Below are 15,564 nucleotides of genomic sequence, written 5' to 3'. Positions count from 1 at the left end.
CCGTGTCCGTTGTAAAGCCTTGCATTGACGATCTTCTGGAGAAGACCGATCACAACCGCTTCCTGCTCGCTTCGCTTGCCTCCAAGCGCGCCTGCGACATCAATAGCATGCTGCGTGGCCAGCACAACCGCGTGCTTGCCGTCCAGGATGTCGATGACATCACCATCGGGCTTTCCGGTGCCGACACCATCTCGATGGCTATGGACGAGATTGTCGACGGCGACATCTCTTACGACGAGGCCCGTTACGAGAAGGCGCTCGGCCACAAGGTTGCTGAAGCCTAAATGGCGGCTCGCGTCTGCCTGGTCCACTATCACGAGGTTGGACTGAAGGGTAAGAACCGCGCACATTTTGAGCATATCCTCATGGACAACATCAAGGCGGCCTTGGCCGCCTTTTCCGTGAATGCCGTGTCTCGAATTTCCGGTTATATCCTCGTGACCTTTAACGAGCATCAGGCCGACGAGGCGGCGCGTGTCATTCGCACCGTTCCCGGCGTTGCTCGCGTGTCTTTGGCGTATCATACCAATCGCGACCCTCAGGAGTACTGTGCCGCCGCCGTGAAGGCGCTGCGCGAGTTTGGTTCCTTCGATTCGTTTAAGGTGCACGCCAAGCGCTCCAATACCGACTATGAGCTCACCTCGATTGACATCAACCGTCAGGTGGGCGAGGTGTTGTGTGGGGCCTTCCCCGATAAAAAGGTTCAAATGCACGACCCCGATGCGATGGTGCACGTACTGGTGGTCCAGGGTAGCGTTTATGTGTACGCGCGCTCCGAGCGCGGCGTGGGCGGTCTGCCGGTGGGATCTGCCGGCAAGGTCGTGACGCTGCTGTCGTCGGGCATCGATTCTCCGGTAGCGACCTGGATGCTCGCGCGTCGCGGCGCGGTGTGCGTGCCGGTACATTTCTCCGGTCGTCCGCAGACGCCCGACACGAGCGAGTATTTGGTGCAGGACATCATCCGTGCGCTTGAGCCGGGTGTCCAGATCGGCCGCCTGTACGTGGTGCCGTTTGGCGACTGCCAGCGTGAGATTTCGGTCACCTGTCCCAGCAACCTGCGCGTGATCATGTATCGCCGCATTATGTATTCGGTTGCCGAGCGCATTGCACACATCGAGGGCGCCAAGGCCATCGTGACGGGCGAATCGCTTGGACAGGTTGCCTCCCAAACGCTTGAGAATATCATGGCCGTCAACGAGGCCGTGAAGATCCCCGTGTTCCGTCCTCTCATCGGTTCGGACAAGCAGGAGATCATTGCGCGTGCCGAGGAGATCGGTACGTTCGATATCTCGACTGAGGCCGCTCCCGACTGCTGCACGCTGTTTATGCCGCGTCGTCCCGAGACGCACGCTAAACTCGATGCCGTGCATGAGGCCTGGGAGTTGTTCGATCACGAGGAGATGATCGAGCGCCTACTCAAGCAGACCGAGTACATCGACTTCGAAAGCAACACGTATAAGGCCCCTAAGACCTTAAAACGCAAACATTCGGAGCTTGCTCCGCGTGAGATTTACCAAGATCACGAGTAAATTTGTGCATAGACCGACGATGCGCCTGCATCGTCGGTCTTTTGCTATCTGGGCTTTTTGCGGCTAAGTGTTCATTTGCTGACGTGTGCCTGAATAAATGGACAGATTTGTGCAAGGTTTTGGTCGGTATTTGGTTTGACCGCTAAAACCGGTTTTGGAGCGTGGCTGTTGCAGGGCTCCTTTCCTGACACGATGTTGTTGGGAGGTTTTGCTATGGCGCAGCGCGAACAACACGAACGGGTCAAACGGATGGACCGCTTGGCGGACAAGCTGCTCGGTCATAAGGCAGTGGTGATGGCGATACTGGTCGTCATTGCGATGGCGAGTGGACTGGCGATGGCGAACCTTAGCGGCGGTGCCGGCGGCGTGTCGTTTGAGCACACTGATGGTTTGGGCTCGTTGGTGGAGCCGGGATCCGGCGATGCCTCGAGCGGAAAGATATCCGAAGGCTCTTCGCCTAAGGCGTCTGCCGCGGCAGAGGTCTATGTCGATGTTGATGGCGCCGTTGTGTCGCCCGGTGTATATCGCCTCAAGGACGGCGCGCGGGTGGCTCAGGCGATTGATGCCGCCGGCGGGCTGGCGCCCGAGGCGGACGTTACGGTGCTCAATCGGGCATCCAAGGTCGTCGATGGACAGAAGATTCACGTTCCAACGGTAGGGGAGCAGCAGGCGTCCATTGCGGAAGCCGATGTTGATGGTGGGGCTTCCGCGTCATCGGGCGTGAGTGGCGCAACAGGTCTAGTAAACATCAATACGGCAAGCGCGGCAGAGTTGCAGACGCTCTCGGGCATCGGTCCCTCCATGGCCCAGTCGATTATCGATGAACGGACAAAGAACGGTGCTTTTGCCTCGGTTGACGATCTGATGCGTGTGTCGGGAATCGGCGAGAAGAAGCTTGCCAAAATCAAAGATTGCATCTGCGTATGAGTGCGACCGAGCGCGAGCGTGTGATGCCTCCGCGGCCCCTGCTTCCGTGGACGATGGCCTTGTGTGCCGGCATGTGCATGAGCTGCGCCTTGGTGCTTAACGTGGCCGCTGATGCGCTGCTGAGGGAGCGGGCGCCGGCGGTCGGGCTGCTATGGGCCATTCCCGTTGCGGCGGCGGTATTCGTTGTGCTGGCTCAATCTTGTGCGCGGCTTGCCCCTTTGAAGCGGTGGTTGTATGCCGCGTCCGTCGGTCTCGTGGCGGGAGCGGTCGTCTCGGCGTGGTGGGCTGTGGGTGCGCTCAGCGCCTCGAAGGCGCTCGACGGTCGAGCGGCAAGCGGCCTCGAGTTTATCGTGCAGGGCGATCCATCCATAAACGACGACGTGTATTCCTATACCTGCGAGGCACGCGCGGACGGTAAGAACTTGGCAACGGTTCGCCTATCGTGCGACCGCGAGCTCAAGGTCGGGGCGCACGTGCGTGTTATCGGTCGCGTTTCACGTTTTGAGAACGATGCGTATGGACGATCGCGCGTGCTCCGAGGCGAGATGCGCAAGGTTAAAGTCGTTCGGATTGTGTCGGCCGATGAGGGCTCTCCGGGACCGCTGCTTCGGCTGCGATATGGGCTGCTTGCGTCCATCGCGCCTGCGACCGACCCGGCGCGTGCACTCATAGCCGGTGTCGTCTGCGGTCGTTCGGCCGAACTGCGCGCCCAGCCGGCGGGCGACTGGTTTTCGGTGACGGGAACGGCGCATCTTATAGCCGTCTCCGGCAGCCATTTGGCTATCGTGGGATTTGTAATCGAGGGTGTATTGCAAAAGACTCGCTGCTCACGTGGTGTTCAGCGGGCGATATTGGCGATGGCGCTTGTGGGCTACACTGCCTTTACGGGCGCGTCTCCCTCGGCCGTGCGCGCGTGCTGCATGGTGTTCGCGACGCTTGTCGTAAACGGCGCGGGGCGTCGCCGGCACGGCGCATCGGCACTCTTCGTAACCATGTCCATCTTTGTGCTACTGCGGCCGACGGTGCTGTTCGAGATGGGCTTTCAGCTCTCGTGTGCCAGCGTCTTTGCCATTCTGTGCTTTTGCCCCTATGCGACCTACACTTTGGGTGAGCTGAGTGTGCCATCGGGCGTTGCAAGCATGCTTTCCGTCACGCTGTGCTCGCAACTGGCGACTCTTCCCATTACCATTCCCGCCTTCGGTACGTTCTCGCTCATTGCTCCGTTGGCAAATGCGGTCATCGGTCCGGTGGTGAGCGTACTGCTTGCTGTGTCCATCGTGCTGGTTCCCTTTTCGCTCGTGGCACCGTTGCGGACTTGGGCGCTCGTTGTGCCCATGATTGCCGCCCGTTGCGCGCTGTTTTTCGAGCAGCTGTTTGCCGCCGTGCCGGGTGCATCCGTGAGTGTGCCGCCCGATAGCATGTGGATTTACCTAGTGCCGTGTTTGCTGGCGGTTCTGCTGGTCTGGTGGCCGCGTCCCCGTGCACGTCCTATGGCGGTGGGGCTTGCATGCCTGGTGCTCTTGGCTGCGATTCCGTACGCCTACTGGGATCGATTCGCTCCGCCTTCGGTGACGGTGCTCGATGTGGGCCAGGCGGATGCGATTCTTATCCGCCAGGGCGACGCAGTAGCACTCGTCGACTGCGGGCTCGACGAGCGCGTGGTAGCGGCGTTGGTTCGCAATAACGTGCACCATATCGATGCCGTCTTTGTGACGCATTGGGATGAGGACCACTGGGGTGGTCTGCCTGCCGTGCTCGAGCAGTTTTCGGTCGGAACGATTGCCGTGGCGGCGGATGCGCTGGAGGATGCTCCTGCCGAGGTATTGAACCGACCTGGCGTGGAGTATCGGCAGGTGCGCCGTGGGGATACGGTCGATATCGGCTCATTTTGCGCCCGCGTGATGTGGCCATTCGAGTCCGTGGATGGCGAGGGAAATGAGGACTCGCTTGTCCTGCTGCTCTTTTATGTTCAGGAAGACAAGGGCCTGCGTATGCTCCTCACCGGTGATGCCGAGCTCGACCAAGAACGGGAATTCGTGCAGGAGGTGGGGGATATCGATGTACTTAAACTTGGGCATCACGGCTCCAAGGTTTCAGTTGATGGTGAGTTGCTGGACGTCCTGAGACCCGAGCTTTCCCTTGCGAGCGCGGGCGAGGGCAACCGCTATGGCCATCCGTCCGACGAGTGTATCGATGCCGTGAAGCAGTCTGGTGGTGCGTTCGCATGCACTATCGAACGCGGTGATATCACCATCACGCCGACCGCGAAGGGCTTTACGATGCGTTGCCAACGGTCGTGATGACATCGTTGGCGCGAGGTGGGACCCTGGGCTAAAATGACACGGTACGAATATGGGAGCTTGCGAGAGGGGAGCGCGATGTCCGAAACCGGGCTGTTGCCGGCATATCTGATCGTCGGTACCGATGGAGTCAAGCGCGATCACGCCGTCTCGCGCATGAAGGCACGTCTGGAAAAGTCGGGCATGGTCGAGTTCAACCTCGACGAGCGCGATATGACCAAAGACCCCGATATCGAGTCGATTATCGGATCGCTCAACACCTTTCCCATGGGCAGCGAGTTTCGCCTGGTAATCCTTGACGGCTGCTCAAAACTCGCCAAAGCGATCTCCGAGCCGCTTGTTGACTATCTGGCGAGTCCCAGCCCCACAACGGTCTGCCTCATCATTGCTGACTCGCTTGCCAAGAACACACGCCTGTATAAGGCGATCGCCAAGATCGACAAGAAGGCCGTGATCGATTGCTCCGGCACCAAGCGCTGGGAGCTTCCGCGCCGCGTGCAGCAGATGGCGACGCAGCACGGCAAGTCGATCTCGACGGCGGCCGCCGAGGAGCTCGTCTCGCGTTCGGGTGAAAACACTCGCATGCTCGATAACGACTTGGCTAAGCTTGCCCAGATGGTCGAGGCGCCCCAAATTGAGCTTGCCGATGTGGAGCGCTGGATCGTGCGCACGGCCGAGGTCCAGCCCTGGGACTTTCTCAATGCGGTCTCGGCCCGTGACATGCGACGCTCGCTTGAGCTTTTCAATCTATTGCCCGCCAAGAGCTACGTGTGGACTTACACGTTGCTGTGCGGCCGCATCCGCGAGCTTATCGTCGCCAAGGCGCTCGATGCGCGCGGACAGGGTCGTGAGCTGGCCGCAACGCTCAAGCTCCAGTCCTGGCAGGTCAAGAATCACCTGACCTGGGCACGTCGCTTTTCGATGGCAGAGCTCGTCGCAGCGCTCGAGGGTGCCGTTGATGTGGAGCTCGCGCTCAAGGGTTCGGCCGATTCTGAGACCGCGCTTTTGCTCTGGATTACGAACATCTTGAGAAAATCGTGATGATACCTGCTTATTTGACAAATTCGTTCTATCCCTTTGAGGGGGAGCGTGCTATAGTAGGCGCTTGCATGACCTCACCGTGTCTCAGAGGTGTCATACATTTTTTGCAAGGAACTCGAAAGGAACTCCAGAAGTGGCAAACATCAAGTCTCAGAAGAAGCGTATCCGCACCAATGAGGCAGCTCGCATGCGTAACAAGGCTGTCAAGTCCGAGCTCAAGACGCTGACCAAGCACGTCCAGTCCGCCGTCGCCGAGGGCGACGCCGAGAAGGCCCAGGCTGCCCTCAAGACCGTCACCAAGCGTCTCGACATGGCTGCCGCCAAGCATGTTATCCACAAGAACCAGGCTTCCAACCGCAAGTCCGGTCTTGCCAAGCTCGTGAACAGCATCAACGCTTAAGTTGTAAATTTCACACCACACAGATTACGCGCATAAATGGAGCCTGTTTTATGGAACAGGCTCCATTTTTTGTACCGCTCGGGTAAGATAGTCCGCATGAATACTTCAATTGACATTTCCCACATCCGCAACTTCTCGATTGTTGCGCACATCGACCATGGCAAGTCCACGATCAGTGACCGCATTCTCGAGCTCACCCATACCGTCGACGAGCGCGACATGGAGTCGCAGCTGCTCGACACCATGGATATCGAGCGCGAGCGCGGCATCACGATCAAGTCCAATGCCGTTCGCGTGTCTTATGACGCCGACGATGGCGAGACGTATCAGTTCAATTTGATCGATACGCCGGGCCACGTGGACTTTACCTATGAGGTCTCGCGCTCGCTGGCAGCCTGTGAGGGCGCGGTGCTCGTTGTCGACGCCACGCAGGGCGTCGAGGCGCAGACCGTCTCTAACGCGACGCTCGCCATGAACGCCAATCTGGACATTGTGCCGGCCATCAACAAGATCGACCTGCCCTCGGCCCATCCCGATGAGGTTAAGACCGAGATCGAGGATGACCTGGCGATCCCTGCCGATGATGCCGTGTGTGTCTCGGGCAAGACCGGCGAGGGCATCCACGATCTGCTGGAGTCCATTGTCTTTCTGATCTCTCCGCCCAAGGGCGATGCGAACGCGCCGCTCAAGGCACTCATTCTGGATTCATACTTCGACGAGTATCGTGGCGTCGTCGCCACGGTGCGCATCTTTGACGGCTCCATCAAAAAGGGCGATACCTTGCGCATGATGCAGGCAAAGGGCGACTTTTTGGTCGATGGCGTGGGCGTCAAGCGTCCCGCCGAGACCCCGGTTGACGCGCTGACGGTCGGCGAGGTCGGATACGTGGTCACGGGCCTGAAGGACCCCGAGGCCGTTCGCGTGGGCGATACCCTCACGTGGGCGTCGAATCCCTGCCCCGAGCCGCTTCCCGGCTACCGCGAGGCCAAGCCCATGGTCTATACGGGCCTGTTCCCGATCGATAACAAGGACTACGAGAACCTGCGTGACGCGCTCGATAAGCTGCACGTCAACGACCCGTCGTTGGTGTGGGAGCCCGAGACCTCGGTGGCGCTCGGTTTTGGCTTCCGCGTGGGCTTCCTGGGCCTGCTGCACATGGAAGTCGTCAAGGAACGCCTGGAGCGCGAGTTCAATCTTGACCTCATTGCCACGAGTCCATCGGTCGACTATCACGTCTACAAGACTGACGGCGAGATGATTGATGTCCGCAGCCCGCAGGATCTGCCCGAGGCTACGCGCATCGAGCGCATTGAGGAGCCCTACCTCAAGGCCAAGATTATCTGCCCGCCCGAGTATACGGGTGCCGTTATGCAGCTCGCTATCGAGCACCGCGGCATTACTACCGACATGATCCATCTCACGAGCAAGTCGGTCGAGATGCGCTTCGATATGCCGCTCGCCGAGCTCATTTTGGACTTCTTTGACCAGCTCAAGAGCCGCACCAAGGGTTACGCTTCGTTGGACTACGAGTTCAACGAGTACCGTCCCTCCGAGCTCGTTAAGCTCGATATCTTGCTTTCGGGCGACGAGGTGGACGCGCTGTCGTTTATCGTCCACAAGGACAAGGCCTACGGTCTTGCCCGCGGCCTATGCGACAAGCTCAAGGAGATTATTCCGCGTCAGCTGTTTGAGGTGCCCATCCAGGGCGCTATCGGCAACAAGATCATCGCCCGTTCTACCGTCAAAGCGCGTCGCAAGGACGTGCTTGCTAAGTGCTACGGCGGCGATATCTCGCGTAAGCGCAAGCTGCTCGAGAAGCAGAAAGAGGGCAAGAAGCGCATGAAGGCCATCGGCTCGGTCGAGGTCCCTCAGGAGGCCTTTATGGCGATCCTCAAGGTGGACGATTAGGTCCATGGCGCTTTCTGAATACAGCAAGCGGCTGCTGGGTGCCTATGCCGAGCAGCCGTTCCTTATGGCTCCCATGGCGGGCGTGACCGACCCTGCCTACCGCATCATGTGTCGTCGCCGCGGTGCCAACCTTGCCTACAGCGAGATGGTGAGCGTGGCGGGCCTTGCCTATGCCAGCAACAAGACCTGGCGCCTGGTGCTACCGGCCGACGAGGAGCAGCAGATTTGCGTGCAGCTCTTTGGCTCCAAGCCCGATCAGTTTGCGAGTGCAGTCGCCGCCGTCGAGGAGCGTGTGGGCGATCGCCTGTCGCTCATCGATATCAACATGGCCTGTCCTGCCCGCAAGGTTGTCACCAAGGGCGAGGGCTCGGCGCTCATGCGCACGCCCGACCTGGCGGAGAAGATCGTCGAGGCCACGGTGGGCGCGGCGCACGTGCCCGTGACCGTAAAGATCCGCAAGGGCTTTTACGCCGAGGACCGTAATGCCGCGACGTTTGCCCAGATGCTCGAAGGTGCCGGTGCCGCCGCGGTGGCGGTGCATGGTCGTTGCGCCACGCAGCTCTACACGGGCCAGGCGGATTGGTCGGTCGTCGATGAGGTCGCAGATGCCGTCGAGATTCCCGTGATCGGTTCGGGCGATGTGTTCTCGGCCGAGGACGCTGCTGAGCATCTGCAAGGCTCGGGTGCCAGCGCGGTGTTTATCGCGCGCGGCATCTACGGCAATCCGTGGGTGTTTGGCGATGCTCGTGCCCTTGCGCTCGATGGCACGCCGGTGCCGGCGCGCAGTTCCGTCGAGCGCCTGGACGCCCTGCGTGAGCACCTAACGCTGACGCATGAGCTCCTGCCGCTCATGTCGCGTGCCCGTACGTACGCAAGCTGGTACTTAAAAGGCATGCCCCATGCCGCCGCTTGGCGTGCCCATGTGGTGCGCTGTTCCACTTACGAGGAGTTTATGGCGCTGGTCGATGAGATCGAGCGCGATGTGGTGGCCTGCGAGGCTGCCCTTGCCGCCGGCGAATCGGTGCCCCCTCATCCGCTGGAGGCTTAAGGGTGGCCGTTACCGCGCTGTACGTGCATGTGCCGTTTTGCGCTCAAAAGTGCCGGTACTGCGACTTTGACTCGCGCAGTTTTGCTCCGTGCGACCTGAGCGCTGCGCTCGATGTCTATTTTGAGCAGTTGTACGCGCGCCTCGATGCTTTTGGCAAGGCTGGGGCCCTCGACCAGATCCGCACCGTCTATGTTGGCGGCGGTACGCCGTCGCTGGCGGGGGAGCGCCTGGTGGAGCTGGCGCGGCGTATTCGTGCGTGGTGCGCCCCCGTTGAGTTTACCTGCGAGGCCAATCCCGAGTCGCTGACCGCCGAGCTTGCCGCTGCGCTTGCCAAGGTTGGTGTCACACGCGTCTCTCTGGGCGTGCAAACGCTCGATAACACCGAACTTACCGCCATCGGCCGTATTCACGATGCCGATCGGGCGCTCGCCGCCATCGCGACGGTCAAGAACGCTGGGCTTGACGTGTCGTGCGACCTTATGTGCGGACTTCCCGGGCAGACCGCAGCGAGTTGGAAGCGCACGCTCGATGGCGTGCTGGCGGCGGCTCCGCATCATGTTTCGGTCTACCCGCTCACGCTTGAGGAGGGGACGCCCCTTTATCGCATGGCGTGCCGCAACGAGTCGCTCGAGCCTGATGAGGATTTTCAGGCCGCCTGCATGGATGTGGCGCGTGAGCATCTGGGTGCGGCCGGTTATCACCCCTATGAGGTGGCAAGCTACGCGCTCGACGGCCATGAGTGTGCCCATAACATTGCCTACTGGACCGGACGGGGCTACCTGGGCCTGGGTCGTTCTGCCGCGGGCATGCTCGACGCCGAGGATTTCGACCGTCTTGCAGGTTTGTTCCCCGGCGTGTCTTCTCGAGGCGATTCGTGTCGCGTGCGTCTGGTGCAACGTAACGATGACGCGACGGCGTTCGAGGCCGAATATCTGTCGCAGCGTGAGGCTGCGGCTGAAGACCTGATGCTCGCTTGTCGCATGACGCGTGGTATTGCGTCCGATCTGTTGGTTCGTACGGCTTGTGTCATCCCAACGGGCGAGCTGACAGCTGCTTGCGATCGCGCGCTCGAGTTGGGCCTTGTCACTTGGGTGCCCGAGACGCTCGGGGTCCATGAGGGACCTTTCACTTCGGCAGATGTCGTCGCGGGCTATGTTCGAGCTCGTCTGGCGCCGACACACTTGGGCTGGCTCGATGGAAATGTTCTGTTCGAGCTGTTTTGGGATCTAGCTTAGGCCGCTCGGGTAGAATTACCGGAATATATACGCTGCTGTGAGCAGGAGGTTGCCGCGCATGGCGACGATGAACGAAAAAGATTATTACGAGATTCTGGGTGTCTCCAAGGACGCCACCTCGCGTGATATTCAAAAGGCCTTTCAGCAAAAGGCCCGCAAGCTCCATCCGGACGTCAACAAAGAGCCGGATGCCGAGGAAAAGTTTAAAGAGGTTTCCGAGGCCTACGCCGTGCTTTCGGATGAACAAAAACGTGCGCGCTACGACGCCATGCGTTCCGGCAATCCCTTTGCCGGTGCTCCTACGGCTTCGCCCTATGGTGGCGGCTACGCCGGCAGCACGGGCTATGGCAATCCCTTTGAGGGCGGCTTTCCCTTTGGTGGCGCCTGGGGCCAGCAGCGTCGTGGGCAGGCTGCCTACAATCCCGAGAACGGCGCCAATGTGGTCGTCGATATCAAACTCGACGCCAAGGAGGCCAAGGGCGGTACCCGCAAGACCGTCCGCTACACGCGATTCGATACTTGTGGTCACTGCGGCGGCTCGGGCTCCGTTTCGTCTGAGCATGCCCATACCTGCCCAAGCTGTGGCGGCCGCGGCCACATCGACGTTGACCTGTCCTTCCTGTTTGGTGCGGGCACGTTCCAGTCGGTCTGCCCCGAGTGCGGCGGTTCCGGTAAGGTCGTGGCCGACCCCTGCCCTGATTGCGGTGGCAGCGGTCGTACTCGCGTAACCTCCGAGCAGACGATTGAGTTTCCTGCCGGCACGCACGATGGCGACGAGGTCCGCATTAGCGGCATGGGTCATGCTGGCACCAACGGTGCCGCGGGCGGCGACCTGGTCGGCCGCGCCCATGTTGAGGCCGAGCGCTTGGAAGGCAAAGCTCGTACCGGTTTTTACCTGATGGGCATCGTGGCGCCGTTTTTGGTACTCTCGGCCATCTCGGGCGTGTTCTCGGCCTTTGCCGTGATGTGCTTTATTCCGTTTACCATGGGCCTGTTCATGGTGCTTTCGGACGGTGTGCTTCATCGCAGTCTGCTGTGGTGGAAGCGCGGCGCGATGCAGTTTGCCAACGGTTTTGCCAACGGCTTCATGTTCGCGCTCGTGTCGGTTTGGTTCGCGAGCTGCTCGCAACGGGCCATGCTTTCGCCGTATCAAATGCAATAACATCAAACCCTCTGTTTGCGGTCGGCCCAGCTTGGGTATAGGACGCACTGTGACAATAATGAAAGTCGGAAGGATTCGGTCGTGTCGGAAAATAGGGATTACTACGAGGTACTTGGCGTCGACAAGGATGCCGACGCGCGGACGATCAAGCGCGCGTTTCTAAAGAAGGCCCGTACCGTACACCCGGATGTTTCGGACGACCCCGAGGCCGAGGCCAAGTTCAAGGAACTCAACGAGGCCTATTCCGTTCTTTCCGATGAGCAGAAGCGTGCCAATTACGATCGCTTTGGTACCGCCGATGGCCCTGGTGGCTCCGGCTATGTCGATATCAACGATATCTTTGGCGGTATGGGCATGGATGACCTGTTCTCGTCATTCTTTGGCGGCGGCGCCGGCGGTGGTGCCCGCAGCCGGCGCGAGCGCCGTCGCGGTCGCGATATGGCCATCTCGCTTTCGGTGACGCTCGAGGAAGCTGCGCTTGGCTGTAAAAAGACGATCAGCTATGACCGCCTTGCTCCCTGCGAGGATTGCAACGGTACGGGCAAGGCTGACGGTGCGACCGAAAAGCAGTGCAGCCGCTGCCACGGCACGGGCTATGTCACCACGGTCCAGCGCTCTTTTTTGGGCCAGGTCCAGTCCTCTTCGCCTTGCCCCGACTGCCACGGCGAGGGCACAGTCATCGATCATCCCTGCGAGACCTGTGACGGCCAGGGCCGCACGCCTTCGCACGAAAAGATCGATATCGATATTCCCGCCGGCGTCTCGACCGGTCGCCAACTGCGCGTGAGCGGCTTTGGCGAGGCCGGCCTTCGCGGTGAGCCCTCGGGCGACCTGATCGTCAACGTGCGTGTCGCCGACCACGAGCGCTTTAAGCGCAATGGCGACGATCTGTACCTGGTGAGCGATATCTCCATTGCGCAGGCCGCGCTCGGCTGCGAGATCGAGGTCGAGGGCATTATGCCCGACGAGGTCGTCAAGGTGTGCGTCCCCGCTGGCACGCAGTATGGCGACACCGTCAGCGTCAACAATTTCGGCATGCCGCGCATCGGCGGTGGCGGCTCACGCGGTCGACTGGTCGTGCAGCTGCGCGTGGTCGTTCCCACGAACCTTTCCAACAAGCAGCGCGAGCTGCTCCGCGCTTTTGCCGACGAGATGGGCGATGACGTCGCTTCCGGCAAGAAGTCGGTAACCGATCGTATCAAGAGCGCCCTCGACGATATCCTCGATTAAGGAGCCCGCTTGCTCGCACCCCATATTTCCGTCGTCAACCTTGGCTGTCGCGTCAACCGGGTTGAGTCCGACCGTATCACTGCCGATCTTATGCGCCAGGGCTTTGCGATGGTGGAGCCCCAGGATGCCGACCTGATCGTAATCAATACCTGCGCCGTGACGGGCGAGGCCGAGGCCAAGACCCGCAAGGCCGTCCGTCATGCGCTGTCATATCCAGGCGAGCCCTACGTGGTCGTGACCGGCTGCGTCGTCAACCTGCATCCCGAAGAGCTATTAGAGCTTTCGGACCGTGTGATTGCCGAGCCGTCGAAAATCGACGTCGCCGAGCGTGTCTGCGAGGTACTGGGTGTCGAATCCGATAGTGTGGCTGCCTGCAGCGACAGCGATGTGGTCGATGCTCTGGGGCGCTCGCGTCTGGGCGTGAAGATCCAAGACGGCTGCAATCACCGCTGCACGTATTGTATTGTGTGGAAGGCACGCGGCCCCGAGCGCTCCGTGCCTGTCGAGTCCGTGCTCGAGCAGGTGCGCGAGGCCCAGGAGGCCGGTGTGCCCGAGGTGGTGCTGACTGGCGTGAACCTGGGCGCCTATGACGGCAAGAGCGCGACTGACGAACACGTGGAGATCGATGAGCTGCTCGAGGCCATTATGGAGCGCACTACGATTGCCCACGTGCGCATTTCTTCAGTGGAGCCCATGGACATTTCCGAGCGCCTGCTCAAGGTGATGGCGCGCTATCCGCAGCGAATCGCGCCGTTCTTGCATCTTCCCGTGCAGTCCGGCTGTACGGCAACCCTGCATCGCATGGGTCGTCCCTATAGCGCGGAGGCCTTTGAGGACACGGTACGCATGATTCGTACCAATCTGCCCCAGGCGTCACTTTCTTGCGACGTCATCGTCGGCTTTCCCGGCGAGACGGACGAGGAGTTCGAGGAGTCGCTGGCGTTGTGCCGTCGCGTGGGCTTTTCGCGCATGCATGTCTTCCGCTATAGCAAGCGTCCGGGCACGCTTGCGGCCGATATGCCCGATCAGGTACCGCCCGAGATTATGGCCGAACGCAGCCGCCGCATGCGTGCCGCCGCTCAGGAGCTTGCGATTGCCGATGCTCGCCGCCGCGTGGGCACGGTCGAGCGTGCGGTGCTCGAGTATGGCGACAACCTGACGCTCGGCTCCTTCCATCATGCCCGTCTTGACGATGTCTGCGGGCTCAAGGCCCCGTGCCTGCTCGATGTTGCTATCATCGGAGTCGATGATTCCGGCTTAGTCCATGCTCGCAGGGAGGTCCATGGAAGCCTCGAAGATTAGACTTACCGTTCCCGAGGGGATTGACCCTTCGCGCGTCTTGGGCGCCGGCGACGCTGTCCTTCGCGCGGTTGAAGACTTGGTTCGCGCCCATGTGGTTGCGCGCGGTGACCAGATTGCCGTGAGCGGCGACCCGGACGAGGTCGAACTCGTGGCGCGTTTTTTCGAACACGCTTTTCGCGAGGCGGCTGCCGGTCGCACGCTGTCTGCCGACGACGTCTCGCGTTGCTTGGCTGTCCTGCGCGATGGCGAGCACGACGTCTCGTCGCTGCGCGATGACGTGCTGCTGTCGTATCGCGGCCGCGTCATTCGTCCCAAGACGCTCGGCCAAAAGCGCTATGTTGATGCCATCCGCTCGCATACCATCACGTTTGGCCTGGGCCCCGCCGGTACCGGTAAGACCTATCTAGCCATGGCGCTCGCCGTCGCCGCGCTCAAGCGCCACGAGGTGGGTCGCCTGGTCCTTACGCGGCCCGTTGTCGAGGCGGGGGAGAATTTGGGCTTTTTGCCCGGCACCCTCGAGGAAAAAATCGACCCTTACATGCGTCCGCTCTACGATGCCCTGTTTGACATGATGGATCGTGAGCGTACCGACGAGCTCATGGAGCGTGGTGTGATCGAGATTGCCCCGCTTGCCTACATGCGCGGCCGCACGCTGAGTGATGCCTTCGTGGTGCTCGACGAGGCGCAAAATACCACGCCCGAGCAGATGAAGATGTTCCTGACGCGCCTGGGCTTCAACTCCAAGTTCGTGATTACCGGCGACCTGAGCCAGCGTGACCTGGTGGGTCGTCGTGGTGGCTTGGCGGATGTCGAGAAGATTTTGGGCCGTGTCGATGATGTCGCATTTTCGCACCTCGAGCGTGCCGACGTGGTGCGCCATGCCTTGGTGGGACGTATCGTCGAGGCATACGATACTTATGATGATGTGCGCGAGAAGCGCGTACGTGACCGAAAGGAGTCCCGTTGAGTGTATTGATCAGCAACGATGCCGAGCTCGATACGCTGCTCGACGCGCATGAGGTGGAGCACATCTGCGAGGTTGTGCTTGCCGCCGAGGGCGCTGAGCGTGAAGTCGAGATTTCCCTTTCGTATGTCGACGAGGACGATATGCACGAGCTCAACCACGAGTGGCGCGGTATCGACCGTACCACCGATGTGCTCTCGTTTGAGTGCGACTCTGCCTTTGATGAGGACATTCCCGCTGACGAGACGATTGAGCTCGGCGATATTATCTTGGCGCCGCAGGTTATTGCTCGCCAGGCTCCCGGTTTTGGTAACAGTCCCGCCGACGAGTGCCGGCTAATGCTTGTGCACGGTATGCTGCACCTGCTGGGCTATGACCACATCGAGGACGACGAGGCCGAGGTCATGGAGGCCCGCGAGGATGCCATCCTGCGCGATCTGGCGCTCGAGCGCGGCGAGGACCCCAAGTTGGTCCATGTCGGTCCCATCACCAACCATGCCCACGACTAGGAGCCGTCT

The 15,564-nt window shown here is 60.7% G+C and carries 14 protein-coding genes; all 14 read left to right on the top strand.

Going from position 1 to position 15,564, the window contains the following annotated elements; genetic code table 11:
• Nucleotides 1-2: 2 nt before the first annotated feature.
• The 14 genes from KTF55_RS06730 (at nucleotide 3) to ybeY (ending at nucleotide 15,555) form a co-directional block, all read left to right on the top strand.
• The gene (locus KTF55_RS06730; RefSeq protein ID WP_035138532.1) at nucleotides 3-284 is read left to right on the top strand and encodes a DNA-directed RNA polymerase subunit omega; all 282 of its coding nucleotides are present in this window, start codon (nucleotides 3-5) and stop codon (nucleotides 282-284) included.
• Entirely contained in the window at nucleotides 285-1,529 is a 1,245-nt protein-coding gene (gene thiI / locus KTF55_RS06725) for a tRNA uracil 4-sulfurtransferase ThiI (protein WP_217108143.1), read from the top strand. It begins immediately after the preceding gene.
• A 249-nt stretch (nucleotides 1,530-1,778) separates the two neighbouring features.
• Entirely contained in the window at nucleotides 1,779-2,456 is a 678-nt protein-coding gene (locus KTF55_RS06720; protein ID WP_217108545.1) for a helix-hairpin-helix domain-containing protein, read from the top strand.
• The gene (locus KTF55_RS06715; RefSeq protein ID WP_217108141.1) at nucleotides 2,453-4,756 is read left to right on the top strand and encodes a DNA internalization-related competence protein ComEC/Rec2; all 2,304 of its coding nucleotides are present in this window, start codon (nucleotides 2,453-2,455) and stop codon (nucleotides 4,754-4,756) included. Before KTF55_RS06720 ends, KTF55_RS06715 begins: the two co-directional genes overlap by 4 nt.
• Before the next feature lie 78 nt (nucleotides 4,757-4,834).
• Nucleotides 4,835-5,797, top strand: coding sequence for a DNA polymerase III subunit delta (holA, locus tag KTF55_RS06710; RefSeq protein ID WP_217108140.1), 963 nt, complete (start codon nucleotides 4,835-4,837; stop codon nucleotides 5,795-5,797).
• Nucleotides 5,798-5,930: 133 nt separating this feature from the next.
• Entirely contained in the window at nucleotides 5,931-6,197 is a 267-nt protein-coding gene (gene rpsT, locus KTF55_RS06705) for a 30S ribosomal protein S20 (protein WP_022094714.1), read from the top strand.
• 96 nt (nucleotides 6,198-6,293) lie between these two features.
• Nucleotides 6,294-8,105 (top strand): translation elongation factor 4, encoded by a 1,812-nt coding sequence (gene lepA / locus KTF55_RS06700; RefSeq protein WP_217108139.1) that lies wholly within the window; start codon nucleotides 6,294-6,296, stop codon nucleotides 8,103-8,105.
• Nucleotides 8,106-8,109: 4 nt separating this feature from the next.
• Nucleotides 8,110-9,153 carry a tRNA dihydrouridine synthase DusB gene (dusB, locus tag KTF55_RS06695; RefSeq protein ID WP_195544419.1) on the top strand — a complete coding sequence of 348 codons (1,044 nt, stop codon included), beginning with the start codon at nucleotides 8,110-8,112 and terminating at the stop codon, nucleotides 9,151-9,153.
• 2 nt (nucleotides 9,154-9,155) lie between these two features.
• A complete protein-coding gene (gene hemW / locus KTF55_RS06690; RefSeq protein ID WP_217108138.1) occupies nucleotides 9,156-10,388 on the top strand; it encodes a radical SAM family heme chaperone HemW in 1,233 nt (410 codons plus the stop codon).
• A 58-nt stretch (nucleotides 10,389-10,446) separates the two neighbouring features.
• Entirely contained in the window at nucleotides 10,447-11,550 is a 1,104-nt protein-coding gene (locus tag KTF55_RS06685; protein WP_217108137.1) for a DnaJ domain-containing protein, read from the top strand.
• A gap of 81 nt (nucleotides 11,551-11,631) precedes the next feature.
• Nucleotides 11,632-12,780, top strand: a complete 1,149-nt coding sequence (dnaJ, locus tag KTF55_RS06680; RefSeq protein WP_217108136.1) for a molecular chaperone DnaJ — start codon at nucleotides 11,632-11,634, stop codon at nucleotides 12,778-12,780.
• Nucleotides 12,781-12,789: 9 nt separating this feature from the next.
• On the top strand, nucleotides 12,790-14,082 hold the full coding sequence (locus KTF55_RS06675) for a MiaB/RimO family radical SAM methylthiotransferase (RefSeq protein WP_217108135.1): 1,293 nt from the start codon (nucleotides 12,790-12,792) through the stop codon (nucleotides 14,080-14,082).
• The gene (locus KTF55_RS06670) at nucleotides 14,063-15,049 is read left to right on the top strand and encodes a PhoH family protein (protein ID WP_217108134.1); all 987 of its coding nucleotides are present in this window, start codon (nucleotides 14,063-14,065) and stop codon (nucleotides 15,047-15,049) included. Before KTF55_RS06675 ends, KTF55_RS06670 begins: the two co-directional genes overlap by 20 nt.
• Entirely contained in the window at nucleotides 15,046-15,555 is a 510-nt protein-coding gene (gene ybeY, locus KTF55_RS06665) for an rRNA maturation RNase YbeY (RefSeq protein WP_217108133.1), read from the top strand. Before KTF55_RS06670 ends, ybeY begins: the two co-directional genes overlap by 4 nt.
• Nucleotides 15,556-15,564 lie beyond the last annotated feature (9 nt).

It is taken from the genome of Collinsella sp. MSK.8.10 (genome assembly GCF_019041915.1).
Lineage (GTDB): Bacteria > Actinomycetota > Coriobacteriia > Coriobacteriales > Coriobacteriaceae > Collinsella.
Note: the sequence above shows the minus strand (reverse complement) of the source record. Positions and strands in the feature narration are given on the sequence as shown.